This is a genomic window from Paenisporosarcina sp. HGH0030 (assembly GCF_000411295.1).
Lineage (GTDB): Bacteria > Bacillota > Bacilli > Bacillales_A > Planococcaceae > Paenisporosarcina.
The window spans coordinates 408,945-434,616 of the sequence record NZ_KE150422.1 but is presented as its reverse complement, the minus strand read 5'-3'; the positions used below and the strand labels follow the sequence as shown (position 1 = coordinate 434,616).

At 39.0% G+C, this 25,672-nt stretch carries 26 protein-coding genes; 19 read left to right on the top strand and 7 right to left on the bottom strand.

The window, feature by feature from the left end; translation table 11 throughout:
- Positions 1 to 52: 52 nt before the first annotated feature.
- Positions 53 to 1,381, bottom strand: coding sequence for a TrkH family potassium uptake protein (locus HMPREF1210_RS14265; protein ID WP_016429406.1), 1,329 nt, complete (start codon positions 1,379 to 1,381; stop codon positions 53 to 55).
- 130 nt (positions 1,382 to 1,511) lie between these two features.
- Between HMPREF1210_RS14265 and HMPREF1210_RS14260 the strand changes: the two genes are divergently transcribed.
- Positions 1,512 to 2,081, top strand: a complete 570-nt coding sequence (locus HMPREF1210_RS14260; protein ID WP_016429405.1) for a thioredoxin family protein — start codon at positions 1,512 to 1,514, stop codon at positions 2,079 to 2,081.
- A gap of 166 nt (positions 2,082 to 2,247) precedes the next feature.
- Positions 2,248 to 3,159 (top strand): diacylglycerol kinase, encoded by a 912-nt coding sequence (locus HMPREF1210_RS14255; protein ID WP_036660248.1) that lies wholly within the window; start codon positions 2,248 to 2,250, stop codon positions 3,157 to 3,159.
- Positions 3,160 to 3,288: 129 nt separating this feature from the next.
- Here the strand turns inward: HMPREF1210_RS14255 and HMPREF1210_RS14250 are convergent, their stop codons facing one another.
- Positions 3,289 to 3,750 (bottom strand): NUDIX domain-containing protein, encoded by a 462-nt coding sequence (locus HMPREF1210_RS14250; protein ID WP_016429403.1) that lies wholly within the window; start codon positions 3,748 to 3,750, stop codon positions 3,289 to 3,291.
- Positions 3,751 to 4,037: 287 nt separating this feature from the next.
- Between HMPREF1210_RS14250 and HMPREF1210_RS14245 the strand changes: the two genes are divergently transcribed.
- The 4 genes from HMPREF1210_RS14245 (at position 4,038) to HMPREF1210_RS14230 (ending at position 8,194) form a co-directional block, all read left to right on the top strand.
- Positions 4,038 to 5,384, top strand: a complete 1,347-nt coding sequence (locus HMPREF1210_RS14245) for a cytochrome ubiquinol oxidase subunit I (protein ID WP_016429402.1) — start codon at positions 4,038 to 4,040, stop codon at positions 5,382 to 5,384.
- Positions 5,381 to 6,406, top strand: a complete 1,026-nt coding sequence (locus HMPREF1210_RS14240; RefSeq protein WP_016429401.1) for a cytochrome d ubiquinol oxidase subunit II — start codon at positions 5,381 to 5,383, stop codon at positions 6,404 to 6,406. Before HMPREF1210_RS14245 ends, HMPREF1210_RS14240 begins: the two co-directional genes overlap by 4 nt.
- A gap of 545 nt (positions 6,407 to 6,951) precedes the next feature.
- Positions 6,952 to 7,356, top strand: a complete 405-nt coding sequence (locus HMPREF1210_RS14235; RefSeq protein ID WP_016429399.1) for a sporulation protein — start codon at positions 6,952 to 6,954, stop codon at positions 7,354 to 7,356.
- Positions 7,357 to 7,408: 52 nt separating this feature from the next.
- Positions 7,409 to 8,194 carry a TerC family protein gene (locus tag HMPREF1210_RS14230; protein ID WP_016429398.1) on the top strand — a complete coding sequence of 262 codons (786 nt, stop codon included), beginning with the start codon at positions 7,409 to 7,411 and terminating at the stop codon, positions 8,192 to 8,194.
- 50 nt (positions 8,195 to 8,244) lie between these two features.
- On the opposite strand, the gene HMPREF1210_RS14225 is transcribed toward HMPREF1210_RS14230, so the two are convergent.
- Positions 8,245 to 8,763: a DinB family protein gene (locus HMPREF1210_RS14225; protein ID WP_016429397.1), complete on the bottom strand. Its 519-nt coding sequence runs from the start codon at positions 8,761 to 8,763 to the stop codon at positions 8,245 to 8,247.
- A gap of 196 nt (positions 8,764 to 8,959) precedes the next feature.
- Between HMPREF1210_RS14225 and HMPREF1210_RS14220 the strand changes: the two genes are divergently transcribed.
- Entirely contained in the window at positions 8,960 to 9,712 is a 753-nt protein-coding gene (locus HMPREF1210_RS14220) for a hypothetical protein (RefSeq protein WP_016429396.1), read from the top strand.
- Positions 9,713 to 9,787: 75 nt separating this feature from the next.
- Here HMPREF1210_RS14220 and HMPREF1210_RS14215 read toward each other — a convergent pair whose 3' ends face one another.
- Both HMPREF1210_RS14215 and HMPREF1210_RS14210 read right to left on the bottom strand, forming a co-directional pair.
- Positions 9,788 to 10,603: an MBL fold metallo-hydrolase gene (locus tag HMPREF1210_RS14215; RefSeq protein ID WP_016429395.1), complete on the bottom strand. Its 816-nt coding sequence runs from the start codon at positions 10,601 to 10,603 to the stop codon at positions 9,788 to 9,790.
- Positions 10,600 to 11,583, bottom strand: a complete 984-nt coding sequence (locus tag HMPREF1210_RS14210) for a quinone oxidoreductase (RefSeq protein WP_016429394.1) — start codon at positions 11,581 to 11,583, stop codon at positions 10,600 to 10,602. Before HMPREF1210_RS14210 ends, HMPREF1210_RS14215 begins: the two co-directional genes overlap by 4 nt.
- A gap of 200 nt (positions 11,584 to 11,783) precedes the next feature.
- On the opposite strand from HMPREF1210_RS14210, the gene HMPREF1210_RS14205 reads away from it, so the two are divergent.
- Entirely contained in the window at positions 11,784 to 12,224 is a 441-nt protein-coding gene (locus HMPREF1210_RS14205; protein WP_016429393.1) for an SRPBCC family protein, read from the top strand.
- Between the two features lie 26 nt (positions 12,225 to 12,250).
- Positions 12,251 to 12,940: an aspartate/glutamate racemase family protein gene (locus HMPREF1210_RS14200; RefSeq protein WP_016429392.1), complete on the top strand. Its 690-nt coding sequence runs from the start codon at positions 12,251 to 12,253 to the stop codon at positions 12,938 to 12,940.
- A gap of 244 nt (positions 12,941 to 13,184) precedes the next feature.
- Here HMPREF1210_RS14200 and HMPREF1210_RS14195 read toward each other — a convergent pair whose 3' ends face one another.
- Both HMPREF1210_RS14195 and HMPREF1210_RS14190 read right to left on the bottom strand, forming a co-directional pair.
- On the bottom strand, positions 13,185 to 13,595 hold the full coding sequence (locus HMPREF1210_RS14195) for a VOC family protein (RefSeq protein WP_016429391.1): 411 nt from the start codon (positions 13,593 to 13,595) through the stop codon (positions 13,185 to 13,187).
- A gap of 57 nt (positions 13,596 to 13,652) precedes the next feature.
- Positions 13,653 to 14,045 carry a DUF3139 domain-containing protein gene (locus HMPREF1210_RS14190; RefSeq protein WP_016429390.1) on the bottom strand — a complete coding sequence of 131 codons (393 nt, stop codon included), beginning with the start codon at positions 14,043 to 14,045 and terminating at the stop codon, positions 13,653 to 13,655.
- A 182-nt stretch (positions 14,046 to 14,227) separates the two neighbouring features.
- On the opposite strand from HMPREF1210_RS14190, the gene HMPREF1210_RS14185 reads away from it, so the two are divergent.
- The 10 genes from HMPREF1210_RS14185 (at position 14,228) to HMPREF1210_RS14140 (ending at position 25,638) form a co-directional block, all read left to right on the top strand.
- Positions 14,228 to 14,446 (top strand): hypothetical protein, encoded by a 219-nt coding sequence (locus tag HMPREF1210_RS14185; protein WP_016429389.1) that lies wholly within the window; start codon positions 14,228 to 14,230, stop codon positions 14,444 to 14,446.
- A 124-nt stretch (positions 14,447 to 14,570) separates the two neighbouring features.
- Positions 14,571 to 15,935 carry a 23S rRNA (uracil(1939)-C(5))-methyltransferase RlmD gene (gene rlmD / locus HMPREF1210_RS14180; protein ID WP_016429388.1) on the top strand — a complete coding sequence of 455 codons (1,365 nt, stop codon included), beginning with the start codon at positions 14,571 to 14,573 and terminating at the stop codon, positions 15,933 to 15,935.
- Positions 15,936 to 16,049: 114 nt separating this feature from the next.
- Positions 16,050 to 17,012: a tRNA-dihydrouridine synthase gene (locus tag HMPREF1210_RS14175; protein ID WP_016429387.1), complete on the top strand. Its 963-nt coding sequence runs from the start codon at positions 16,050 to 16,052 to the stop codon at positions 17,010 to 17,012.
- A gap of 783 nt (positions 17,013 to 17,795) precedes the next feature.
- The gene (locus tag HMPREF1210_RS14170) at positions 17,796 to 18,002 is read left to right on the top strand and encodes a hypothetical protein (RefSeq protein WP_016429386.1); all 207 of its coding nucleotides are present in this window, start codon (positions 17,796 to 17,798) and stop codon (positions 18,000 to 18,002) included.
- 574 nt (positions 18,003 to 18,576) lie between these two features.
- Complete coding sequence (locus HMPREF1210_RS14165) at positions 18,577 to 19,296, top strand: hypothetical protein (protein WP_016429385.1); 720 nt, start codon at positions 18,577 to 18,579, stop codon at positions 19,294 to 19,296.
- Positions 19,297 to 19,912: 616 nt separating this feature from the next.
- On the top strand, positions 19,913 to 20,494 hold the full coding sequence (locus HMPREF1210_RS14160; RefSeq protein WP_036660154.1) for a helix-turn-helix domain-containing protein: 582 nt from the start codon (positions 19,913 to 19,915) through the stop codon (positions 20,492 to 20,494).
- A gap of 40 nt (positions 20,495 to 20,534) precedes the next feature.
- Positions 20,535 to 21,656, top strand: a complete 1,122-nt coding sequence (eutH, locus tag HMPREF1210_RS14155; protein ID WP_016429383.1) for an ethanolamine utilization protein EutH — start codon at positions 20,535 to 20,537, stop codon at positions 21,654 to 21,656.
- Positions 21,640 to 23,418, top strand: coding sequence for an aminopeptidase P family protein (locus tag HMPREF1210_RS14150; RefSeq protein ID WP_016429382.1), 1,779 nt, complete (start codon positions 21,640 to 21,642; stop codon positions 23,416 to 23,418). Before eutH ends, HMPREF1210_RS14150 begins: the two co-directional genes overlap by 17 nt.
- A 572-nt stretch (positions 23,419 to 23,990) precedes the next feature.
- On the top strand, positions 23,991 to 25,091 hold the full coding sequence (locus tag HMPREF1210_RS14145; protein ID WP_016429381.1) for a glycerophosphodiester phosphodiesterase family protein: 1,101 nt from the start codon (positions 23,991 to 23,993) through the stop codon (positions 25,089 to 25,091).
- Between the two features lie 151 nt (positions 25,092 to 25,242).
- On the top strand, positions 25,243 to 25,638 hold the full coding sequence (locus tag HMPREF1210_RS14140; RefSeq protein WP_016429380.1) for a VOC family protein: 396 nt from the start codon (positions 25,243 to 25,245) through the stop codon (positions 25,636 to 25,638).
- Positions 25,639 to 25,672 lie beyond the last annotated feature (34 nt).

The following is a 25,672-nucleotide window of genomic DNA, read 5'->3' as shown; positions in this document are numbered from 1 at the left end:
ACCCATAAATGGATAGTAAAAGCCTTCCGTTTTCGTGGAAGGCTTTCGATAATCATCCAGTAAATACTTGATCATACGGATAACGATAATTGACTTTTTTCGGCTTCATTAATAAGAAGAACAATGTGAGTGAGCCGATTCGACCAACAAACATGACCACACATAATAATACTTCGCCTAAGTCGCTCAGTTGCCCAGTAATTCCCATCGACAATCCGACTGTTCCAAAGGCAGAAACGACTTCAAATGCGAGAGGAAGAAATGGGATTTTTTCTGATACGGTTAACAGGAAGATAAAGGCCATCACGAACAATGTGCTGATTGTTGTAATTGCCAATGAACGAATTACCGTATCGATACGTATGGAGCGACCGAACAATTCTGGTTCGCCGCGTTGGCGGAAGAACGCAACTGTAGCAAGAATAACAACCATAAAAGTAGTTAGTTTGATGCCTGATGCCGTTGATGCACTCCCTGCACCAATAAACATGAGAATCATGGTTAGCAAAATCGTAGGATCTTCTAAGTCACCATAATTCACGGTATTGAATCCTGCCGTACGAGGAGTAACGCCTTGGAAATAGGATGTCATAATTTTTTCGTAAAAAGTCATGTTACCTAAAGAGGCAGGGTTGCCGTATTCTAACAGGAAAAACGTGACGGACGCTAACACGTTAATGCTGATTGTACCGATAATCATCATTTTTGTGTGAAGAGACCATTCTCTGAAAGATTTTTTCTGATGAATATCAACAATGACAGTAAAACCAAGTCCACCTATTATAAATAAGGCTGATAACACTAAATTCACGATGGGATCTCCCGAGAACCCGATCAGGTTATCCGGAAACAATGCGAACCCAGCATTATTAAAAGCGGAAATAACATGGAATACACTTAAGTAAAGTGCTTCTGAAAAACCGAATTTGGGAGTCCAATGGAGGGTCATGATGACCATCGCAATGGACTGAACCGTTAAAACGAATGTCAAAATCAGCTTTACTAGTTTGACGATACCCCCGACAGATTGTTGATTGAAGGACTCTTGCAAATAGATGCGGTTTTGAAGGCCGATTTTCTTTCCAAGTACAATGAGTAATGCTACGGCAAATGTCATCAAGCCGATTCCCCCGCATTGGATGAGGAACATAAGTACTCCTTCACCAAACCAAGTCAAAGTGGAGGCAGGGTCAAAAACGCTGAGTCCCGTTACGGTTGTCGCTGACGTCGCAACAAACAAAGCATCCGTCCACGAAATAGGTGTGTTCGTGGCAAAAGGAAGCTTTAAACAAAGCGTACCTAGCAGAATTAAAAACAAGAAACTTCCCGCAATTAACAGGGGAGGAGGCAATAAAAATTTTTTCTTATTCCTTGGACGCATAATCGCACTTCCTAATTGGTGAGTATGAAAATATTAACTAACTTTATGCTTCTTTAAATAGACTGTCAACTAAAAATTTGATTGATCAGATGAAAATACGTAAACTGAAGGGAGAGGAGGAGATACACTCATGAAAACAGAACAACAATACTTTGATGAAGCCATTTCTTTGAATGAATATATGGAGAAAATGGAGACCCATAAAGACAACAGCTTTCATATTTATGAACAATTCCAAGTCCCTCAAGACGATGAATTCATTTCCTTATTAAAAGATAAATCGCCACGCATTTTAGGTATTACTGAAGATTGGTGCGGGGATGCTATGATGAATAATCCGATTTTGCGTCGTGTTGCTGAAGCGGCAGATATAGAGGTCCGAGTAGTTTACCGAGATCAAACTTTGGACTTAATGGACCGTTATTTAACAAACGGTGGCCGATCAATCCCAATTTACTTATTGTTGAATCAAGATGGAAAAGTCATTGCGAAATGGGGTCCTCGTGCACCGAAACTTCAAGAATATGTGATGGAACTTCGTAAAGAAATGCCCGCATCAGATGACCCAACGTTCAAAGACATGCAAAAGGATTTTATTGAGAAAATCACAGCTCAGTACAAATCTACACCTGAATACTGGTTGTGGGTTTACGAGGACATCCGTAAGGAATTTACAGGAGCACTGCAAAAACAGTCATAATTGTTCTACTGGGTGCATTCGTATATAATAAAGAAATCAAGCCGAGGCATATGTCCGGCTTCTTTTCGTGGACTATTCCTGCTGAACTGTTGACAGGGAACTTTTCAGATCTCTCAGGAGTCCTAGCAAATAGAATAAAATGTAAAGCAGGAAGAAGGAAATGTGTATGAAACGTGCACGCATTATTTACAATCCAACATCTGGCCGTGAGTTATTCAAAAAACACTTGCCTGAGGTTTTAGAAAAATTAGAGAAGGCTGGTTACGAAACGTCATGTCACGCAACGACGTGTGAAGGTGACGCTGTTGGAGCCGCTAATTATGCAGTCGAGCGAGGATTTGACCTGGTGATTGCAGCTGGTGGGGACGGCACGTTAAATGAAGTAGTGGCCGGAATCAGTCAATTTGAAAAGCGCCCGAAAGTCGGCCTAATCCCAATGGGAACGACTAATGACTTTGCGCGCGCACTTCGAATTCCTCGAGATATTGATAAGGCAGTGAACATTATTTTGGCGAACGATACAATTCCCGTTGATGTTGGCGTTGTCAATGATCGCTATTTTATTAATATCGCGGGCGGCGGGAAAATAACTGAGTTAACGTATGACGTACCGAGTAAGTTGAAAACTGTACTTGGTCAACTCGCATATTATTTAAAAGGAATTGAAATGCTGCCGTCTATTCGCGCTTCCCAAGTAAGGATAGAATACGATGGGGAAGTGTTTGATGACGAAGCGATGATGTTTCTTGTGGGCCTGACAAATTCAGTAGGTGGATTTGAAAAACTTGCTCCCGACTCGAGCGTCAATGATGGCCTGTTTACATTACTCATTTTGAGAAAGTGTAACATTGCCGAGTTTATTCGATTGGCAACCCTTGCAATACGTGGTGAGCATTTGGAAGATCCTCATGTTGTATATAAAAAAGCCAAACATATCACTGTATCAGCAGACGATCATGTCCAACTAAATTTAGACGGTGAATACGGTGGGAATGCACCAGCGGTATTTGAAAATTTATATCGTCATATTGAAGTGTTTGTTCCGATCAATGACATTCGTGAACAAGACCGTCCATAATTAATTTGTAGAGCATTTCCTGGAAGTCCAGGAAATGCTCTTTGTTCTTTTTATAGTAACTTGTAGAGATAGTATTCATTTACCGGTTTTCCATCAATCATCGATTTGTGGATTTTCTCGCCTTTTACTTCAATCGGTCGATTCCTCATGTCTCTTTCTTCTCAGACTTAGCATCTCAACTGCAACATCCTGTGCACCTGCAAGTTTTGGCAACGTTCCGAGTGGCTCCCAACGGAACTGGAATGTAAGGCCGTTATCTAGTCCATCGCAAACCACAAGGTGCTCCCAATTTTGTTGGTCACCTGCATAACCCAGATGGAAAAAATTACGTTCATGAACTGTGCCTTTTCCATTCGGATAATAGTTATACTTGTGGATTTTTCCAATGAAGGACAGATTGTCACGCGTAATACCTGTTTCTTCATTAATTTCCCGGTACAATGCATCAATTAGTTGCTCGTCTTCTTCGATTGTGCCGGCTGGAACTTGTAAGCCTGCTTCCGGATGTTCTTTGTGCTCGAAAACAAGTAATTCCAAATTGGGTGCCTGGCCTTTTGTTATGTACGCCAACACTTTACGCTTCGTTTTCATCGCATTCACCTCGAAAATTAAGTATGATTTACTTAGAATACAAAATACTCGGAACTTTCGCAATATCAATATGTGATAGTTTTCACATTTCCTTCACAGGGACGTGACAAAATCGATACATCCCGAGATTTTGAATGACTCTAATTGGGGTATGATAGAAAGTAAGGAAGGTGACGACATGTATAAAAAACAAGAGAAAAAGTTGATGTGGCTTGCGTTTATTGTGGCAACCATTATGATGTTGTCGATAATAGGTAGGATTTTCTGAAGTTATAGGAGGGTTTCAAGTGGGGAATGAAGAAGCAGTATTTTTTAGTAGGGTATTAACTGAACTCACGCTATCGTTTCATATTATCTATGCCACCATTGGAGTAGGTATTCCGCTCATGATTATGATCGCCCAGTGGGTGGGAATCAAGAAAAATGATGAACATTACATTCTTCTCGCAAGACGGTGGGCACGTGGTTTCGTCATCACAGTTGCAGTGGGCGTAGTTACAGGGACGGCCATTGGTCTCCAACTTTCATTACTCTGGCCGAACTTTATGGAACTGGCAGGGAATGTGATAGCTTTGCCATTATTCATGGAAACGTTCGCGTTTTTCTTTGAAGCCATATTTTTAGGGATTTATTTATATACATGGGATCGATTTGAAAATCAAAAGAAACATTTATTATTACTGATTCCGGTTGCAGTCGGGGCATCATTTTCAGCGGTATTTATTACGATTGTGAATGCATTCATGAATGCGCCTCAAGGATTTGATTTGGTAGATGGGGAATTGATTAACATCAATCCTCTGCTGGCCATGTTCAACCCTGCAATGCCTACTAAAGTGGCGCATGTTGTTGTGACAGCCTACATGACGGCGGCATTTGTGCTTGCTTCGATTGCTGCTTACCGATTATTGAGAGGCTCCAATCATGTGTACCATAAAAAAGCCTTGTTTTTAACAATGAAGCTCGGCCTTATCTTCTCTATTGCAACGGCGATAATCGGGGACTTCTCCGGGAAATATTTGGCGGAGTACCAGCCTGAAAAACTCGCTGCTGCGGAATGGCATTTTGAGACGGAAGAAAATGCTTCGTTAGTCATGTACGGCGTTCTGGACGATGGGGAAGTTAAGTATGCCATCAAAATTCCATATGCGCTGAGTATTCTTGCCCATGGCGACCCATTCTCTGAAGTTAAGGGGCTTGATCAAGTGCCTGATGATGAAGAACCACCACTATACATTCATTACTTATTTGACATGATGGTGACAATCGGCATGTGGCTAGCTTTCCTTTCTGCCGTCTATGTATTCGCGGTATGGAGAAAGTGGTCGATTGTACAGACGAAATGGTTCAGATGGCTGCTTGTTGCGAGCGGACCGTTAGCAGTGCTGGCAATTGAATTCGGTTGGTGGCTCGCAGAAGTTGGCCGTCAGCCTTGGATTTTGCGAAAAATCATGCGAGTGGAGGATGCGGCTACGACCAGTGGCCAAGTGGATTTAATGCTGGTGCTATTTGCCGGTCTATATCTGATTCTTGGAGTAGGTAGTGTCGTCATTCTCCGACGCATGTTCAAGAAGAATCCAGTGGAGCAAGAAATTGAGGATAGACGCAAAGAAAAAGGCGGTGACTTCGTATGACGCTCGAAATAGTCGGACTTTCTGTCTTATGGATTTTCCTGTTTGGCTACTTGATAATCGGATCCATCGACTTTGGTGCAGGTTTCTTCAATGCATATAACACACTGACTAGGCGTGACCATATCCTGACGAACATTATTGAGCGCTACCTCTCACCAGTATGGGAAGTAACAAATGTATTTCTCGTTTTCTTCTTCGTCGGGATTATCGGTTTTTTCCCTAAAACTGCATTCTACTATGGGACAACGCTATTGGTTCCTGCAAGCATCGCGATCATCCTGCTTGCAATCCGCGGATCCTATTACGCATTTGCGATGTATGGTTCATATGGGCATAAAGGATATACCTTCATGTACGGGTTATCCGGTTTGTTTATCCCGGCATCACTTTCGATCGTTTTGACGATTTCCGAAGGCGGATTCATCTCAATGGTAAATGACCATCCCGTCCTGGATTACTGGAAGCTCTTTACGAGTCCGTTGACCTGGAGCATTGTTGTACTGAGCATCGCGGCACTGCTTTATATTTCGGCTGTCTTCCTGACTTGGTATGCCAATAAAGCAGGTGACCAATCGGCAACTGAATTGCTTCGTAAGTATTCGCTCATTTGGGCATTGCCAACGATTATCACAGCAGGCGGAATCATCTTCGAGCTTCGCGGACATAATCCGGAACACTATGCGCGCATTCTTGATTTATGGTGGGTGTTTGGTATCTCATTCCTGATGTTTGTCGGAACGGTATGGCTGATTTTGAAACGTAAAAATTATGGCTTGGCGTTCGGTTTGTTGACTGGGCAGTTTGCCTTGGCATTCTTCGGATACGGGATTTCACATTATCCGTACCTGTTATATCCTTATTTGACGATTTACGATAGTTTCACGAACGAAGCGATGGCCATCGCCTTGATTGTTGCTTTCATTGCGGGACTTGGATTATTGCTTCCATCCTTGTATTTATTGCTGAGGTTGTTCCTGTTCAATAAAGACTACGTTCGTGGGAATAAAGATAATCACGCCTAAAGGAGGCCAATCATATGACGGATTTTATGATTTTTTACGCACCATTCATCGTCCTCATCGGTGCCATCATCACAGCATTTTGGTTCGCCCCAAAAGACGGACCATTACGAAAAAAAGAATAGATAAATGAAAACGCTTGGATATGATTGAATATCCAAGCGTTTTTTTATTCTGGTTAAATAGTTGAAATCTGTTTATTTGATTTTCGTTAATAGACAAGTCTTTAAGTGACGAATTGTCTATGAAAAATTAAAGTATTTGACAATTTACCCTTAAATAGAATATATTAATAGTAATTAGTTGAATCGTAACTCCTAAAGGGGAGTAGCTTTTACAGCAAAGTCGTCATTTCGGAGGCCAAAATCTCCCGGCTTTGTTGGCAACGAATTTGTTGTTAGCAAGACCTTTACCAACATTGGTAAAGGTCTTTTGTTTTTTCAAAAACCTTTGCCGTTTCCGGTAAAGGTTTTTTTATTTTCATTTTTGGAAACGGACCAATCGAAATGGAGCCTCTCAACTAAATACAAATTACAGGAGGATTTTATATGATACTGAGGAAATACATGGCGTTAGTTGGAATAGGGTCGGCAAAAATTGATTTGATTCTTGAGAAAGATATTTACAGGCCGGGTGAGCTAGTTAAGGGAAATTTCTTGGTAAAAGGAGGTACGATTGAACAACAATTGAAACGAATCGATTGTGATTTGGTGAAGACCTGCGAAGGGGACAAAACCGAAGAAGAAATAATCGATTCCGTAACCATTTTTACCTCAAAGCTGATTGAATCAGATGCCACTAATCAGGTTCCTTTCACATTTAGGCTCCCATTAACGATGCAGCCAGCTATCAGTGCATCTTATCGATTCCAGTCCCGACTCGCTTTCAAACAGGGAGTGGAAAGCCTAGACCACGATGTCATACAAGTAATTGCAGTAAATGACTCTGTATAACTTTCGCATTTTGCGAAGATAATTTAATTGAATTCTAAAGGAGGAATCAGTAATGGATATTTCAATCTTGATGGAATATGGATGGGTATTGTTACTACTGATTGGACTCGAAGGATTGCTTGCTGCAGATAACGCGCTAGTTCTAGCAATCATGGTCAAACATTTGCCGGAAGCCGAGAGAAGAAAGGCTTTGTTTTACGGACTCGTTGGAGCGTTCGTTTTCCGCTTCGGTTCATTATTCATCATTTCGTTCCTAGTGGACGTATGGCAAGTGCAGGCAATCGGAGCACTGTACCTGTTATTCATCGCCATTAACCATATCGCACGAAAACTTTACTTTAATAACAATGGCGTACAAAAGGAAGAAAAGGAAAAGAAAAAAGCAGGTTTCTGGGGTACGGTATTCAAAGTGGAATTGGCGGACATCGCATTTGCGGTAGATTCAATTTTGGCGGCGGTAGCTCTAGCTATGACACTTCCGAACACCAATCTTCCTCCAATCGGCGGTATGGACGGCGGTAAGTTCCTTGTCATTTTCACTGGAGGTCTCATTGGCTTAATCATCATGCGTTTTGCAGCCAACTTCTTCGTCAAGTTGCTTCATTCAAAACCGGGACTAGAAATCGCAGCGTTTGCGATTGTGGGCTGGGTAGGTGTGAAACTTGCCGTCTTGACGTTGGGACATCCAGACGTTGGCGTTATTTCATATGAATTTGCCCATTCCACAGAGTGGAAGCTGATTTTCTACACTGTGTTGATTGGAATTGCAGCGGCAGGCTGGTTCCTGGCGAAAGAAAAGGATGTAGAAGACCCACAAGAGAAAGATCTTCCACTATAAACAAATTCAAAACGCTTGAATCAATGAGATCCAAGCGTTTTTTTATGAGTTCAACGCTTCAGATAACTTTCCTTGATAATCTTCACATGGTGAAGTTCATGACCTGCAATGATATAGGCCAGTGCTCGGACAGTTATTTCTCCGTTGTTTGCGATACCTTTTCTCGGCCATGTGTTTTCATGCAATCCTTTGATTAAACTGACAGTTGAATATCGGACTGCCACCAATTCTTCAAGCAAATTTGATAAGGAGCGGGAATGAAATGAAGCTTCTCGGACATATTGTTCGTCATCGTAACCAGACAATGGCGTTTGATCGCCTCTAGCTATTCGTAGTAGTCGGTAACTCATAATCCGTTCAGTGTCCGTGATATGACCAATGACTTCTTTCAATGTCCATTTGTTCTCGGCATAGCGATAATTCGCCTGCGTTTCATCGACGCTCGAAAATAGTGTAATCATGTCCTGAATCTGTGTGTTCAGATTATCTGTCAGTTCACCATCTGGTACCAGCCCGATATAGTTTTCGTAATAAGCAGGGTATTCGTCACGTAGAGGTTTTTTAAGCATCGTTTTTCTCCTTTGTTCATACGGTTTAGTTTTTGAACGTTTGACAATTAACATTCTATTATATATAAGTTAATGGATACATATTCTTTGTACCATATTCACTATTTCCAAGGAAAGTAGCAAAGCTTAAGAGAATTGGAATCGCATTTTTAATAACATGGGGTTTAGAGAAATAAGATGAGAAGGAGGATATGTTATGGAAAACAAATATACAGCAGCGGTAATGAAAGCAATCGGAAATTCAGTGGGAAATATTAATGAAATGCCAAAAACGGAAGTCATGGATCTTTACTTAAAATCATTTGGTGCTGAAGTGAACGGGACAGAAGTACGTGAAGTGGTAGAGGGCGTTTTCGGTATAGATTTGAATTACATTTCAGAAAAAAACTACGGTAATAAAGTGTCCATGTACAACATTTCAGTCATGGAAAGTCTTCGCAGGTCCTTAAATGTAACGGCAGTCTCAACGGAACTGGATGCTGAAATTATGGACATGCCTAAAAATGAAGTCATGGATCGGTACATTGAAGTTCAGAATAAATCTATTACTGGAGCAGAGATAAGAGTATTGATCAATCAGATTTTTGGTGTGAATCTGGATGGAGTCTCTGGGTTAGAACATGCGGGAATATCCATTCGTTCTAAAGGACAATGGGTTCTATCTGGTGACACAAACCTGCTTATCGTCTCTTCCAGTCTCGATGATGTAGAGCTATATGTAGCTCCAACAGAGTATTTTGAAGAATCTACAGGTTCGAATCAAATACCAGATTCTTTGAAGAACGACCTAACACAGCTCGGATTTTCATATAACGGAGAACCGAATCACTTTATCTATCGCAATCCTACCAATGAATCTGTGCCGGATGCTCTTAAAGGACAGGTAATGGGAATTGTATTAGGAACGATTCAATCCATGAAACAACAAGACGCTAACAAATTAAAGTAATGTAGACGAACTGTTGCATAATCGAAATAAAGAAACCGCTTGGGTTGTAATGAACCAAGCGGTTTTCTAATGGGATTAAGTATTTTCTTCACGGATAATTTCTACGTTTTTCTGATGGCATTCTTTCGTGAAATTCGATGGGAAAGGCATCTCTTTTTCCAAGCTCAGAATGGCTTCCGCATCTTCTCTTTTCACGGCATCAATCAATCTCTCAAGATAATCATGTGCCAGCTCAATTCTTCGTTTTATCTCGTTTTCATTGTCTGTAGCTTGTCCATGCCCTGGAACTAGTACCTTAATATTATGAGAATCCAAAATTGCCTGCGCTTTATGAAGTGTTTCTAGGTATGCATTTGCACTATCGAATAAATAGGGAAGTTCAAAATCGGAGAGATAGTCTCCAGTTATCCAGATGCCCAGGGGCTCGATGACAGTAAATAATCCATCATGCGTGTGTCCGGGGGATAAATAAAAGGTCATCGTTGTATCGCCTAGGACGAGTTGTTGTCCATCCTTTTCAATGACCAAATCAATTGTTGGGAACTCTATAGGATAAGTTCTCTCAACATAATATTCATTATCAAAATGCTGAATTAAATCGAGCTTGTATTGTTTTCTCGGATGTTCCTGCATGCCCTTACTACCGATTACTTTGGCATCGGGGAATGCGTGATACCCGATAATGTGATCAAAATCACCATGTGTGAATAACAGATACAAGTCTTTGCCGTTGCGTATGTTTGCCACAAATTCCTGTATTTCCTGAATTTCAAGGGGGAGCCAATTGGGATCGACAACCAAGATCAAGTCATCTGTCTCAACTACTGAGCTTGTCGTTTTCCATAGCGCGCTCTGAAAAACAGTCAAACTGTCTTTTTGAAAGATAATCATTTTGACTCTCCGTTCGAAGGAATTAATAAAATTTTCCCTGTGCTTTGACGGCTTTCCAAGTAGCGATGGGCTTCCTGTCCCTCATGCAATGCAAACGTGGTCGGCTTCGCTAATTTCACTTTTCCTTCTTCCATCCATCGGAACAACTCACCTGAACGAGCCACTCGTTCTTCTCTAGAGGTCAAGACATTCCATAAGTCTCCGCCTGTCAGCGTTTTAGATGTATCCATCAACATGCGTGGGTCGACAGAAACCGGGTCACCACCAGCCATTCCATAGAAGACAACCGTACCACCGACTCGAGTTGCCGCAAAACTGTCCATCAATGTAGAACCCACGGACTCATACACAACATCTACACCTTTGCCATGTGTTTCATTAAGAACTGCCGACTTCCAGTCATCCTTGTAAAGAAACACTACATCCGCTCCGGCGTCTTTAGCTGCTTTTGCTTTTTTCTCTGAAGATGTCAAACCAATCACTTTTCCACCAAGCAACTTGGCAATCTGAATTAGAAGCTGCCCGACACCGCCAGCAGCCGCGTGTACAAGTACTACATCATTCTTATTCACTGAGTAACTGTCCTTCGTCAAGTAATGGGCTGTCAACCCTTGCAACAAGACGGAAGAAGCTTCTTCAAATGAAATGGACTCCGGTAGGGGGATGGCTTTATCCATTGGAACAGCCACCAGTTCGGCGTTGGCAAACGGGACATCCGCAAATGCAATTCGGTCCCCTTTTTGAATACCTTGAATATCTGCTCCTACTTGTTCCACAATGCCTGCTCCTTCATACCCCAGAATATAAGGAGGTTCCCCCTCAAGGTGGTAGTTCCCTTTTCTCCTATAGACGTCGGCAAAGTTCAAGCCAATCGCTTTCATGCGGATCAAAATTTCATTTGGATCGATAACTGGGTTGGGCATGTCATGGTATTCCAATACTTCGGGTCCGCCAAATGTGTTATATATAAGTGCTTTCATATTAAAACCTCCAATAATAAAGCGAGATGATTCCGCCTTACTTTCATTCTAACCGCTTTTAGTTAAAACCTTAAACAAGACATAGACATACGGAGAGCATTTTGATCTGAATATAGATTTTTTAAAGGTGTTGAACGACTAATATTGAATATATAGGTATGGATAAAAATAAAAACAATACAAAGGGGATTAAAAAATATATGGATATTCAAGTACATACAAAATTAAAAATAATGAAACCCGCACATGAGGTATTCAATGCGTTCATTGAACCAGAGCAAATGGCTAATTTTTGGTTTTCAGCTGGTTCTGGAAAATTGGAACAAGGCAAGACCTTTACCTGGAGATATGAAGAATACAATGCAGAAGTGGAAGTAACCGTAGTGGAAATTCAGGAAAATAAAAAAATTGTCTTCAAATGGGGTCCATCAGGAGAAGAACATACTGTGACGATTATGTTCAACGAACTAGATGATACGAAGACAATTATAGAAGTGAACGAAAAAGGCTGGAATGAAAATGACGAGGAATTAATTAGTCAGTTATTAAATAACAAAGAAGGCTGGGTTTATATGCTGACCTGCCTAAAAGGGTATTTAGAAAATGGCATCAGCAATTTGAGAGCAGCAATCGTGCACTGACATAAACTGATGATAGGAGATTATTTATGAAAACTATTGGTCTAATAGGTGGTATGAGCTGGGAATCCTCAGCTAAGTATTACCAGCTAATCAACCAGGAAGTAAAAAAGCAATTAGGTGGATTACATTCGGCTAAATGCATTATGTATAGCGTGGACTTCGCTGAGATTCAGCGTTATCAAGCAGAAGATGAGTGGGAGAAAGCCGGACATGTATTAGGAGATGTTGCACTGTCTTTAGAAAAAGCGGGGGCAGATTTTATTATCATTTGTACCAATACTATGCACAAAGTGATTGCATATATTGAAGAAAAAATTAGCATCCCTATCCTACATATTGCGGATGCCACAGCGAATCAAATCCTTAAGTCTGATGTACGTACGATAGGGTTACTAGGCACTAAATATACAATGGAACAAGACTTTTATAAATCACGCATCGAGTCTAATGGGATTAAGGTTTTGGTGCCTAATCAAGAGGACCGTGAAGTTATTAACAGGGTGATTTTTGAAGAGTTGTGCTTAGGAAATATCCAGCAATCTTCAAGGGAGTACTATCAAAAAGTAATCAAAAGTTTAATAGATGATGGAGCAGAAGGAATTATCTTGGGGTGTACAGAAATTGGATTATTAATAAGACCTGAAGACGCTGAAGTTCCTTTATTTGATACAACTGTGATACATGCCCTGGAAGCCGTTAAATTGGCATTAGAATAGAAAATTCTTGGGGGTTTAAAAATGAATGTTATTCTTACTGTTTTTTTAATAACTTTAAGCTTAATAGGAGTAATTTCATTCTCACTTTTTATAGTGAGATTATTAAAAAATGCAATCTTGCGAAATAACCATTCAAAGAGATAAAAAAACAATAAAGATTATTGATTTGATTGAACAAGAGCGACCTAACCAATGTGATGGTTAAAGAGAAGGGGGCTTCCAATAAGGAAGCCCCCTTCAATGATTAATAGATGGGAAGACTCAATTGCCAAGAAACACCGAATCGATCGTTAATCCATCCAAACTTTGGACTGAATGGATAGGCACCCAGTGGCATCAATACTTCTCCGCCTTGAGACAATTTCTCGAAAGCCTGATCAATTTCTTCTTCGGAGTCACATGTCACAAACAATGAAATCGACGGGGTGAATGTAAAAGCATGCTGAACATAACTGTCACTAGCCATGAACTCTTGTCCTTTAATAGAGAATATAGCGTGCATAACTGAACCTTCTTTGCCGCCTTGGTTCGCTTCGTAACGATTAATATTAATGATTTCGGACTGATCAAATAGTGACGTATAGGTATTGATTGCTTCTTCCGCAGCCCCTTCAAACATTAAAAATGAATGAATCTTTTGTTTTGCCTGTTCCAATGTAATCGCCCCTTGAGAGTGAATTTTTTTTTTGTAAGCATAAAAATGAAAACACGACTATCTTTTTTCAACTCTTTCAATATTACCACCCGAATTGAAATACACGTCCATGAATTCTTCATATTTAGCAACCTTGTTTGTCAGGTCGATAGAAGCATTTCCAACAAAAGCCGACACATATACCATATCCCGAGACTTTTCGTAAACGTACCTGTATTCTATATCTGGATCGTCGTTGAAATATATATCTTTTACATATCCGGATTCGAAGTAGTCATAGAAATCTCTTTCGATTCTTGCTTCCTCCAGATTTGCCCCTTGTAATTCAATTACCTTGCCAATCCGATCATCCGCCAATTTTTTGTCATGAAACGAATTTAACTTAAGCACCACAAAACAGATCAGGATGGTTGAAACCACTTTTAGGAGAATTTTGGGGAACTTCCTCATTATTATTTCGATGCCCCCATTTTATTTTTACATAGTCTATACAACAAAACTTCTAGTCTGTTAAGCGTAGTTTACTATTAACCTATAAATTTTCATAGGTCCAGAGTAAATTTAACACCGACCCAGATTGACTGCACATATTTTGCCAAGCTCCATATGGTAACTAAAAGGAGTGATTTTTTATGAATTGGCAACAGAAAATCTGGCACTTAATTGGTCAGCCGATAGGTGTTTCATTTACAAATGGTCAAGGAACTTCCGGTATATTATGCAATGCTGATGGCGATCAACTTTACATCATGGAGTACTTATATCACACCCAGTTTGCGATTAAGCATTATGAATATCAAACGATCCAAGACATAAATCCATTTCCACCTTGTCAGCAGCGCTTATATTAAGTTGTAGACGCTGAAATGATCATCGTTAATGACATGTTAAGGTGAATAGATAAATGGTATAAGCCATTCTGCTTTTTTCATGCCTTCATGCTACAATAAAAGCAATTGAAATGGAGGAAGTTGAATGTCTTTACCAGTACAAAAAAACGACCGAATCACGGTTCATATAGAAGATCTGACGCATGACGGAGCGGGAGTCGCCAAAGTAAATGGCTACCCGTTATTTATCGTGGGCGCACTGCCTGGAGAAATGGCAGAAGTCCATGTCCTGAAAACCTTGAAATCGTATGGCTTTGCCAAATTGATTGAAGTTATCAAACCATCTGAACACCGTGTTGCACCACCTTGCCATGTATTTGATGAATGTGGAGGCTGCCAAGTTCAGCATCTATCCTACGAAGGACAGCTTCTGTGGAAACAGCAAATGGTTAAAAATGCGATGACTAGAATCGGGAAACTGCCAGACGTGCCTGTCCTTCCTGTAAAAGGAATGGACAACCCTTGGCGTTACCGCAACAAATCTCAAATTCCATTCGGATTGCAAGATGGACGAGTGGTCGGTGGGTTCTATAAAACCCGTTCACATGAAATTGTCGACACGGATATCTGTATCATCGAGACCGAAGATGCGGACGACATTCTACGTGAATTGAAGAAAGAACTCGGCAACCTCGGCATAATGCCGTATGAAGAAAAATCTCACCAAGGGATGCTACGTCATGTTGTTGTGCGCAAAGGCCGCGCAACTGGTGAAATCATGGTCGTGCTCATTACGAAGAAAAAGAAATTCAAGGAAAAAGACGAAGCAGTGGCCGTTATCCAACGTATCTTGCCACAAGTCACTTCCATCGTTCAAAACGTAAACGAAGAAAAAACCAACGTTATCTTCGGCGACAAGACCATCACACTTTGGGGCAAAGACGCCATTGAAGATTTGATCGGTGACGTGCGTTTTGAAATTTCAGCGCGTTCGTTCTATCAAGTGAATCCAGAACAAACCGAAGTGTTGTACCAACAAGCACTGGACTACGCTCAACTAACAGGTGGAGAAACCGTCATTGATGCCTACTGCGGAATCGGCACCATTTCTTTGTTCCTCGCTAAAAAAGCGAAACAAGTACTAGGTGTGGAAATCGTTCCACAAGCCATCGAAGATGCCAAACGAAACGCTGAAATCAATGGCTTCACAAACACTTACTTCGAAGCTGGCCCAGCAGAAGTCGTCATCCCGAAATGGTATAAAGAAGGAAAAACTGCCGATGTACTAGTAGTCGATCCTCCACGTAAAGGATGCGACGAAGCATTATTGCAGACGATTTTGGAACAAAAGCCGAAGCGTGTAGTTTATGTATCATGTAATCCAGGTACCTTGGCAAGAGATTTACGCATATTAGAAGATGGTGGGTATGTTACGCAAGAAGTGCAACCAGTCGATATGTTCCCGCAGACGACACATTGTGAAGCGGTGGCTTGGTTGGAGTTAGTATAATATATAAAAGAACGTATTTCCCATCGAGGAATACGTTCCTTTTTTCATTTCGCTTTATATTTTTTGACCGAGCGTTTGACTATGTACCCATAATGAGAGGATTTGAATTTAAATATGACAGAAAATTTTTGGCGTGATTTACCACGACCATTTTTTGTACTTGCACCAATGGAAGATGTGACAGATGTTGTTTTTCGTCACGTAGTAAGTAAAGCAGGTAGACCGGATGTATTTTTCACAGAGTTTACAAACTCGGATAGCTATTGTCATCCAGAGGGCATGAAAAGTGTGCGTGGCCGTTTGACTTTTACAGAAGATGAACAGCCATTGGTGGCACATATTTGGGGGGATAATCCCGAATATTTCCGTCAAATGAGTATTGGCATGGCAGAGCTAGGATTTAAAGGCATCGATATTAATATGGGCTGCCCTGTACCTAATGTGGCATCGAGAGGGAAGGGTAGTGGCCTTATTCTGCGTCCAGACGTTGCGGCAGAACTTATTCAAGCAGCAAAAGCGGGCGGACTGCCTGTCAGCGTGAAAACACGACTTGGCTATGAGGATGTAAATGAGTGGGAGGAGTGGCTAACGCACATTTTAAAACAGGATATTGCGAACCTTTCTATTCATTTACGTACAAGAAAGGAAATGAGCCAAGTAGATGCGCATTGGGAGCTAATTCCGGAAATCAAAAAATTACGTGACAGTATCGCACCAAATACGCTGCTAACAATCAATGGAGACATTCCTGACCGTCAAACTGGGCTGCAGCTTGCTGAACAATATGGTATTGATGGCGTTATGATCGGGCGAGGTATTTTTAAAAATCCTTTTGCTTTTGAAAAAGAGCCAAAAGAGCATAGCAGTAAAGAATACCTTGATCTTTTAAGACTGCAGCTTGATCTTCAAGATCAATATGCGGAAGCACTGCCACGTTCAATCACAGGGCTTCATCGTTTTTTCAAAATTTATGTCAAAGGATTCCGTGGAGCTGGTGAATTAAGAAATCAATTGATGAACACGAAATCAACAGATGAAGTGCGTGCATTGCTTGATAACTTTGGAAAAGAATGTTGATGGGACGGGGACAGTGAAATGATGTAACCCTCAAAAAGTTAGAGAAAAAATGAATCACATCAACTCATGTGTACTTATTTTATTCAGTTTCAAGTTCCTTTTCAGCCGGCAGCTTTTGTTTTGATAAAGTCTGTTTTCTAAAAGAAAAACGTCTTAAGAATGTATAAACCCACCAGCACCCTTGTGTTGCCACATACACTCTGCACATGTGGAGTGCTGCGTGTTGCTAAAATTACGTTAAACAATAGCAGATGGCAACGAGAATCTATAAAAGATTCTCGCTGTTCCGTCTGCTTTTATTTCTAACCTTTCGATTAGGCGGTGCAATAACTCTGGTGTTAAACTATCCAACTTTGTAATGTGAGCAAGCTGTTTCTGAATTATTATCACTTGCTTATGGTTTGAGGAATTATTAAGTTTCTTTCCTAATTCCAATTTAGTGTGACTAAGTTGCTGCAAACTCGACTCATTTTGCTGTATTACCTCTCTATAGTCTTGCTGGGTAATTATTTCGCTGGCACGTAGTTGAATGAAATTTGTTTTCTGTTTTTTTATAGTGCTTATTTGCAAGTAAAAGGAAATATAGGCTTATGGAAAAACAATTAGACATTTAAAAATCCTTAGTAAATTTGACAATGATTATCAATTTCATTTAACATGAATTCGTTACATTAAATTGAAATGATTTTTGTTTTTTAAAAAAAATCTACTTTTTTATTTCTTAATGTATTAGATTTCTATTAAGATATCACTTTCAAGAACTATCAAAGGGGTAAAATATAAATGAACTGGAAAAAAAGCGGATTATGGATTATTATTTTTTTCACTGTAAAAGGTACGCTTTCTACACTATTAATTGTTACAGGTGCTAAATATTTTAATTTATCATATATGCAAATTTTAGTACTAGTACTGGTCTTGTTACTGATTTCTCTAACAGGTCGTAAATTCCTTCATAGACGTAAACAAACCAGTAAAGCAAAAATGTAAAACGGAGTGCCAAAGAATTGGCGCTCCGTTTTTGTTATATATTTAGCATATGCTTCTACTTGGTGTGGAGGGACCAAAGATGGTAGTGGTGAAGTTGGTGCTCCTGCATCTAGTCATTTACCTATCAACTTGTACTCACATACACGTGTATTTTAGCTATAAAAGATTTACTTACGCTTATGGTGTCATATAAGTATTGATCTGCATATGGTACACCAAGTAATTGCCAAGTGATTATAGAGGCGAAGTCATTTCTTCTAATGGATGAAATCGAATTGTAACGAATCAAAAAGATATGAGTTATGGAACCGTATCATACATTTATGGTGCCTAACTTTTTTTTTCAACACATACAATAATTTTATAGGGAGTGGTTTGGGCTGGTATGCTCATTGAGGTAGGGCCATATACAACAAGTAAATTTCGGTTTGCAGGATTTAAGGTGAAGGTTTGATTGTTCGATAATAATATCGGGGCATAAGATATTACTTAATAAATACTAATAAACAGTAGCTAGAATTCTTTTAGAACGTAGGAAAATGATGATTATAGGTATTATGTAAAGGAGCATGTTATGAATAATTATTACGCTAGGACGAACATGAATCCTCCGAATGTAGTTTCGTTTGCTCGTGGAGATGTAACTGGGGATAGAGTACCTGATAATGTCTATTTAACCGGCATAATGACTCCAGATAGTCCATTTATTCAAAATATCACCCTGCTCGTTCAAGATGGGAGATCTGGCGAGTTAACAAGTGTCTCACTTCGTGAAAATGCAGGCTACAATCCTACTGTATTCTTGGGGGATTTTACTGGGAATGGAGTAGATGATATTTTCATAAGTATTGCTACAGGTGGTAGTGGTGGAATTATGTACCATTATATTTATTCCTTTGTGGATAATACAGCACAATTATTATTTGATTTTAATGTATATAATGAGCAGTACCAATATGAGGTTACTTATCAAGATTATTATAAAGTGGAAGTTGTTAGCATGATAAATAATAAAAAGTACATTATAGACATCTCAACAAAAGGCACCGAGTATTTAAATGAAATATATGATGAAAATGGCAAACTGAAGAGTCCTATTACTGGATTTGTAAATCCTCTTAGTGGTTTATATCCTGTAGATTTTGATTTAAATAAACGGTATGAGCTATTGGCCTATCAGAAAATTGCTGGGAGATATAATGCTGATTCTTTAGGGTTTGTTTTGAATACTTTAGCATGGTTGGATAATAGGTTTGTTTTGCAAAATCAGAATGTTGCTATTTTGGGATATTAGGATATCAAGTTTATAAAAACCTCATTTAGATACACCACGGGGAACCTTACCACAAATAAGTGCGGTATTAAATTAAATTAAATTAAATTAAATTAAATAAAAAACTAAGGCTGATTTTCTTTACTAAAAGAAAATCAGCCTTTATAAATCATATACAGATTTTTTCATGTACTTTTATTACTGTGTAGTTAATCCACCATCGATAACGAATTCTGAACCTGTTGAGTGACCGGTACCCCCTATATATAATATATGACAAAATCTGGGCTACATAGATTAGAGTGTATGGCAAACTGGGATACCGAAAAACGGCTAATTGAATGGAGAACCCTAAAAGTTTTCTACTCTCCTTCGAGCTATTGGTACTTTAGTTGAGTAAGGCACAATAAGATAGCTTTTTTTCGTATTTTATTATTTAACAATCTAGGCGCATTGATCTAATAGATCAAGCGTCTTTTTTTGTGTCAGATTGTATTATTCTACGGACTGTTCTTGCGAGAATATATGATAACGTTAATTAATTAAATTTCATGTTTATGAAATTATTTCACAATAGATTGAATTTTACTCTGATATGTATTATATTATTCACGAATATGAAATTCGGGGTGAAGTAATGAATATAGGAATGGAAATAAAGAAATTGAGGACTGAAAAAGGAATTACTTTGAAAGAGTTAAGTGAAAAAAGCGAACTATCTGTTGGATTTCTGTCTCAATTAGAGAGGGGGCTTACTACCATTGCAGTGGATTCACTTGAAAAACTAGCTGATATTTTGGAAGTACATTTAACACATTTTTTTGATTATCCAATTAAAAGGAAAGATATGGTTTTAAGAAGTTATGAACAAAAAATAATGGATTCAGTAGAAGGTGGTTTTATTAAGTATAGTTTAAGTACAAATTTGGAAAATAAACAACTTGTTCCAAGGCTTATAGAAATTCTTCCTCAAAAGAAAGATGAAGAAATATTATCCTATAAGCATGAGGGAGAAGAGTTCATTTATGTTTTAGAGGGTATATTAACAGTTTACATAAATGGTGAGAGGCATGAAGTATATCCTGGTGACAGTGTTCATATGGACTCAAATATTGCCCACAATTGGGCTAATTATACTAATAAAATGGTCAAGCTTATAGCTGTTAATACGCCTAATTATATCTACAATAGAGGATTTGATAATACAGATGCTGACTAGTAAAGACATTATATAAAGTTAATAGAAAGTGGTAATTACAATGGATAAATTAATATTATATCTAATTGGTTCTTTTTTTGTAATCGGAGCTATTGATTATATTACCGGAAATCATTTGAAACTGGGTGGGAAATTTGAGGAAGGCATAAAGACCATGGGGGCTTTAGGGCTTGGCATGATAGGAATAATTTCATTAGTCCCTATATTTACAGATTTTTTATCTGTTGTGATTATTCCAATCTGTAGATTTTTTCATCTAGATCCCTCTATAGTTCCAGCAGCATTTTTAGCTATAGATATGGGGGGCTATCAAATGGCTAATAAGCTAGCATTGACAGAGGAAATGGGGGCATTCTCAGGAATTATCATTGCATCTACTTTAGGAGCCACAATTAGTTTTACAATACCTGTCGCATTAGGGATGCTTTCTAAAGAGGACGAAAAATACTTTTCTAAGGGTGTGTTGGTTGGAATTATTACTATACCAATAGGATGTCTTGCAGCAGGCTTATGGCAAAAAATAAATATCAATATATTAGTGTTGAATCTGGTCCCTATATTTGTTTTTGCCATTATTTTAGGGGCAGGATTATTAAAAGTTCCTCATGTTTTTATAAAAGTTTTTAATGTATTTGGAAAGCTTATAGTGAGTTTGAGTACTGTTGGGTTACTTTTACAAGGTATAGAAGTGATATTTGATGTAAGGCTTGTATCAGGATTAGCACCACTATCTGAATCTACTGTTATAGTAGCCAAGATCGCATTTGTTTTAGGTGGAGCATATCCTATGCTAGCGCTTATTAATCGAATTTTTAAAAATAGTTTTGAAAAAATAGGGGAGAAATTTGGAATTAATTCAGTGTCAGTAGCAGGCATTCTAGGAAGTTTAGCTAGTAATCTGCTGATATTTGGAACATATAAGGAAATGAATCCTAAAGGAAAAGTGGTATGTACTGCCTTTGGAGTAAGTGGAGCATTTGTATTTGGTGGTCAACTTGGATTTGTGTCAGGAGTAGCACCAGATATGATAGGAGCATTTATAATATCAAAGCTTACAGCCGGAATAATTAGTATAGTACTAGCCGCATGGCTGTATGACCGTGAAAGTAAAGAATTTAGTCTTAAGGAAAATGGAGGTATTAGTAATGAATATCAGAGATAGGGTCGAAAAGTTAAGGCAGCTAATGAAAGAAAATCAAATGGATGCTTATATAATTCCCAGTTTTGATGCACATCAGAGTGAATATGTAGCAGAACATTGGAAATGTAGACAATGGATATCGGGATTTACAGGGTCAGCAGGTACTGTAGTTATTACATTAGAGGATGCTGGGTTATGGACAGATGGTAGATACTATATTCAAGCTGAAGAGCAGCTTGAGGGCTCAGGAATCAGATTATTTAGAATGATGGATCCAGGGGTACCATTTTATTCAGAATGGCTAACAGATGTTCTTAATGAAGGAGGCATTGTGGGCTTTGATGGAAATGTTTTTTCAATTAATATGGTTAAAAAGATGGAAAAAGATCTAAAAGCAAAGAGAATCGCATTAAAAATGAATCAAGATTTAATTGGTGATCTGTGGGAAGATAGACCGGAGATTCCTAAAGGACCAATGTTTACTCATGACGTTAAATATGCAGGCAAATCACGAGTAGAAAAATTAAGTGAAGTAAGAGAAGAAATGAAAAATAAAGGAGCAAATTATTATATTTTAACTTCCCTTGATGACATTGCATGGCTTTTAAATATAAGAGGAGCCGATGTGCCTAACAATCCAATTGTAATAGCTAATGTAATCGTAGCAGAACATAAATGTTATTTATTTATTGATTCATGCAAGGTTCCCGCTTTGGTTAAATTAGAACTGGAGGCTGAAGGAATCGAGTTAAAAGCGAATCATGAAATACAAACATTCTTGAGAAATCTTTCAGACGGAGATGCCGTTATTTTAGATACGAATAAAACAAATATCAGTTTATATAATGCCATTAACAGCAATACAAAGAAAATTGAAATTCCTAACATCACGACTAATTTAAAAGCTATTAAAAATGAAGTTGAGATAAAAAATTTAAAATGGTGTGAAATAAAAGATGGTTTAGCCATGGTGAAATTTATAAAATGGCTAAAAAACTCTGTAGATAAAGAAGAAATTACAGAGATTACTGCAGAAGAAAGATTAGAAGATTTCAGAAGGGGTCAGGAAGGATTTGTTGGACCTAGCTTTGATACGATAGCGGGTTATAAAGAACATGCTGCGATGATGCATTATAAAGCCAATAAAGAAACCCAATATACTCTTAAGAATGAAGGTCTTTTTTTAATTGATTCAGGCGGACAGTATTATGATGGAACAACAGATATTACAAGAACGATTGTTTTAGGAAAACTTACCGATGAACAAAAAAGAGATTTTACTTTGGTGTTAAAAGGATTTATTGCATTAAGCTCAGTAAAATATTTATACGGAGCAACAGGCTCTAACTTAGATGTTTTAGCAAGACAACCAATTTGGCAGTATGGTTTGGACTATAAATGCGGGACTGGACATGGGGTAGGTTTTTTCTTGAATGTTCATGAAGGACCACAAAGCATAAGGAATGATAATAATAATGTTATATTAGAAAAAGGCATGATTATTACGAATGAACCCGGAATTTACCTCGAAGGTAAATATGGAATTAGAATTGAAAATATGATGTTAGTAGTTGAAGACGAGAAAACAGAGTTTGGTCAATTTATGAAGTTTGAAACAATCACGTATTGCCCAATTGATTTATCCGGTATCAATATAGATATGTTAACAGAGAGTGAAAAGCAATGGTTAAATAATTATCATCAAGAGGTATACACAAAGCTAGCTCCTTATTTAAATGAAGAAGAGAGAGTATGGCTAAGGGAAGAAACTAGGGAAGTATAAATAGGTATTGCCGAATACAAGTAATATTTATCGCCTTAAAGTATAAAATCAATGTAATTCCCTAACCTTGCAGATTCATTTAAAGTACAAGTAGAAATTACAAAAGAGACATATGGCTTAAATGGAATTCTAGGTGTTTACTTTATGATTAAGTTGGATCTAATCATTGATTTTAGAGAAAAAGCAGCGATTCGAAAATAGAAAAAATTCATATAGATGTGCCACGAAGAAGCGTATCATAATGTTATTCAATAATATGGCACTGTAATGGAGCAATGAAAAATAAGCCTAATTTCTCAGCGTTAAATTGAGAAATTAGGCTTTTTAATATTGAATTTTCCTTAACCATAGTAGGCTTCCGATTAAAAGGGGAAAAGTTCCATTCTCTCAAATAAAGCAAGAGTTAGTGCAGCGAATAATTAACCCACTCAATGAAATTATTTAATGAAAAGGGCGGCACCAAGACCATTTACTTATTTATATTTACTTTCTCTTATTATCATATTAATCAAGGATTTACATCAATCATCTAAACTTATAAGAGTAATAGATTTTATAAGGAGATGAGCAATATGAAAAGGAAAAATTTTATATTAGCAACAATGGCTACCCTTATGGTGTGTTCAGCGGCAAGCCAAGTGTCAGTACAACCAGCCTCAGCCGCTATAAACCCGTCTTGGTCACACAACTCGAAGAGCTTTGGTCCCAAAGAGTTTGATCTTCAGGCGCACCGCGGCGGACTTGGGCTCACCGTTGAGTCCACAATTGCATCGTTTTCCAAGGCCCTCGAGCTCGGGGTGAGTACACTCGAACTTGACGTGCAGATTACCGAAGACCATCAAGCAGTTATTACTCACGACCGTAAGATATCGGGTGCCAAGTGTACAGACAAAGGCCCGGCATTTGCTGGCGACCCTGAGTACCCTTACGTTGGCAAGTATATAAAGGATCTAACTCTTGCTCAGGTACGTACGCTGGACTGCGGTTCACAAATGTTGCCACAATACCCAGGTCAGGCCCTGAGCACTGGTGCACAGATACCACTTCTATCCGAGGTTTTCGATCTTGTCAAGCTCTACAACGCTAATAATGTCTGGATGAATATCGAGACGAAGGTGGAAGCCGGGGCACCGGAGCAAACAGCTCCACGTGAAGAATTCGTGCAGATAGTTGCCCAAGAGGTTCGCGAAGCCGGAATGCTTAACCGAGTTTCAATCCAAAGCTTCGATTGGGGTGCGCTCATGCGGATGAAAGAGGTTGAACCACGCTTACCTCTAATCGCACTGACTAACGGTCCTCAATTCCTGCAACCAGGTCAGCCGGGTGCATCTCCTTGGTTGGGTGGTATTGACATAGACGACTTTGGGGGAGACCTCGTTGCGGCGGCCCACTCGTTCGGCGTTGACGCCATTTCACCAGTTCATGGTTTCCCGCAGAATGGAAAAGTCACTGATGAGAGCTATGTGCCGTATGTGACAAAGAGTATGGTTCAGGATGCGCACAAGTACGGCATGAAGGTCATTCCGTGGACAGTCGACGACGAGCCTACTATGGACAAGCTTATCGATGATGGCGTAGATGGAATCATCACTGACTACCCAGACCGCCTACGTGTGGTCATGGAGCAGCATAATCTTGAACTACCTAAGAGTTATTCTGCTCGCAAAAAGTAATGGTATTGAAAAATTTTTATATAGTTGAAAAAGGAACCTGAGCTATAGATAGAGAATACTTACATTATAGAAACTCCTTTTATCAAGGTGGAAGAATGTCCATTTGCCTTTGGTGAAAGACAATGTATGTAACAATTAATAGGAGGTAATTATGGGGAGATTAGTTCATTTCGAAATTCATGTGAATGACATGGAACAAGCAAAGAAATTTTATGGAGAGGTATTTGGATGGTCATTTCAAGATTATAGTGAATATGCAGGAATGCCTTACTTTGGAGCTGTGACTGGTGATGAAAAGGAACCTGGAATCAATGGCGCTTTAATGCAACGTCAAAGTGCTCCGCCGGAAACAAACCAAGCTTTAAATGGATTTGCTTGTACAATGGGAGTGGAAAATTACGATTTAACGGAAGCGAAAATTATTGAGAATGGCGGCAAGGTCGCAATGCCCAAATATGCCCTGCCTGGAATGGCATGGCAAGGATACTATATTGATACCGAAGGCAATATATTCGGAATCCATCAGCCCGATGTGAATGCAAAATAGAATCTTTAACCCTTATGGTTTACATGAAAAGACA

What these genes read in the sequence shown, in the direction of transcription:
- HMPREF1210_RS14265 (WP_016429406.1), bottom strand. Translation starts at nt 1,381, where the DNA reads ATGCGTCCAAGGAATAAGAAAAAATTTTTATTGCCTCCTCCCCTGTTA.
- rlmD (WP_016429388.1), top strand. Translation starts at nt 14,571, where the DNA reads ATGTCTTTACCAGTACAAAAAAACGACCGAATCACGGTTCATATAGAA.
- HMPREF1210_RS14200 (WP_016429392.1), top strand. Translation starts at nt 12,251, where the DNA reads ATGAAAACTATTGGTCTAATAGGTGGTATGAGCTGGGAATCCTCAGCT.
- HMPREF1210_RS14220 (WP_016429396.1), top strand. Translation starts at nt 8,960, where the DNA reads ATGGAAAACAAATATACAGCAGCGGTAATGAAAGCAATCGGAAATTCA.
- HMPREF1210_RS14145 (WP_016429381.1), top strand. Translation starts at nt 23,991, where the DNA reads ATGAAAAGGAAAAATTTTATATTAGCAACAATGGCTACCCTTATGGTG.
- eutH (WP_016429383.1), top strand. Translation starts at nt 20,535, where the DNA reads ATGGATAAATTAATATTATATCTAATTGGTTCTTTTTTTGTAATCGGA.
- HMPREF1210_RS14205 (WP_016429393.1), top strand. Translation starts at nt 11,784, where the DNA reads ATGGATATTCAAGTACATACAAAATTAAAAATAATGAAACCCGCACAT.
- HMPREF1210_RS14230 (WP_016429398.1), top strand. Translation starts at nt 7,409, where the DNA reads ATGGATATTTCAATCTTGATGGAATATGGATGGGTATTGTTACTACTG.
- HMPREF1210_RS14235 (WP_016429399.1), top strand. Translation starts at nt 6,952, where the DNA reads ATGATACTGAGGAAATACATGGCGTTAGTTGGAATAGGGTCGGCAAAA.
- HMPREF1210_RS14150 (WP_016429382.1), top strand. Translation starts at nt 21,640, where the DNA reads ATGAATATCAGAGATAGGGTCGAAAAGTTAAGGCAGCTAATGAAAGAA.
- HMPREF1210_RS14255 (WP_036660248.1), top strand. Translation starts at nt 2,248, where the DNA reads ATGAAACGTGCACGCATTATTTACAATCCAACATCTGGCCGTGAGTTA.
- HMPREF1210_RS14225 (WP_016429397.1), bottom strand. Translation starts at nt 8,763, where the DNA reads ATGCTTAAAAAACCTCTACGTGACGAATACCCTGCTTATTACGAAAAC.
- HMPREF1210_RS14175 (WP_016429387.1), top strand. Translation starts at nt 16,050, where the DNA reads ATGACAGAAAATTTTTGGCGTGATTTACCACGACCATTTTTTGTACTT.
- HMPREF1210_RS14260 (WP_016429405.1), top strand. Translation starts at nt 1,512, where the DNA reads ATGAAAACAGAACAACAATACTTTGATGAAGCCATTTCTTTGAATGAA.
- HMPREF1210_RS14210 (WP_016429394.1), bottom strand. Translation starts at nt 11,583, where the DNA reads ATGAAAGCACTTATATATAACACATTTGGCGGACCCGAAGTATTGGAA.
- HMPREF1210_RS14215 (WP_016429395.1), bottom strand. Translation starts at nt 10,603, where the DNA reads ATGATTATCTTTCAAAAAGACAGTTTGACTGTTTTTCAGAGCGCGCTA.
- HMPREF1210_RS14160 (WP_036660154.1), top strand. Translation starts at nt 19,913, where the DNA reads ATGAATATAGGAATGGAAATAAAGAAATTGAGGACTGAAAAAGGAATT.
- HMPREF1210_RS14165 (WP_016429385.1), top strand. Translation starts at nt 18,577, where the DNA reads ATGAATAATTATTACGCTAGGACGAACATGAATCCTCCGAATGTAGTT.
- HMPREF1210_RS14190 (WP_016429390.1), bottom strand. Translation starts at nt 14,045, where the DNA reads ATGAGGAAGTTCCCCAAAATTCTCCTAAAAGTGGTTTCAACCATCCTG.
- HMPREF1210_RS14140 (WP_016429380.1), top strand. Translation starts at nt 25,243, where the DNA reads ATGGGGAGATTAGTTCATTTCGAAATTCATGTGAATGACATGGAACAA.
- HMPREF1210_RS14170 (WP_016429386.1), top strand. Translation starts at nt 17,796, where the DNA reads ATGAACTGGAAAAAAAGCGGATTATGGATTATTATTTTTTTCACTGTA.
- HMPREF1210_RS14185 (WP_016429389.1), top strand. Translation starts at nt 14,228, where the DNA reads ATGAATTGGCAACAGAAAATCTGGCACTTAATTGGTCAGCCGATAGGT.
- HMPREF1210_RS14240 (WP_016429401.1), top strand. Translation starts at nt 5,381, where the DNA reads ATGACGCTCGAAATAGTCGGACTTTCTGTCTTATGGATTTTCCTGTTT.
- HMPREF1210_RS14250 (WP_016429403.1), bottom strand. Translation starts at nt 3,750, where the DNA reads ATGAAAACGAAGCGTAAAGTGTTGGCGTACATAACAAAAGGCCAGGCA.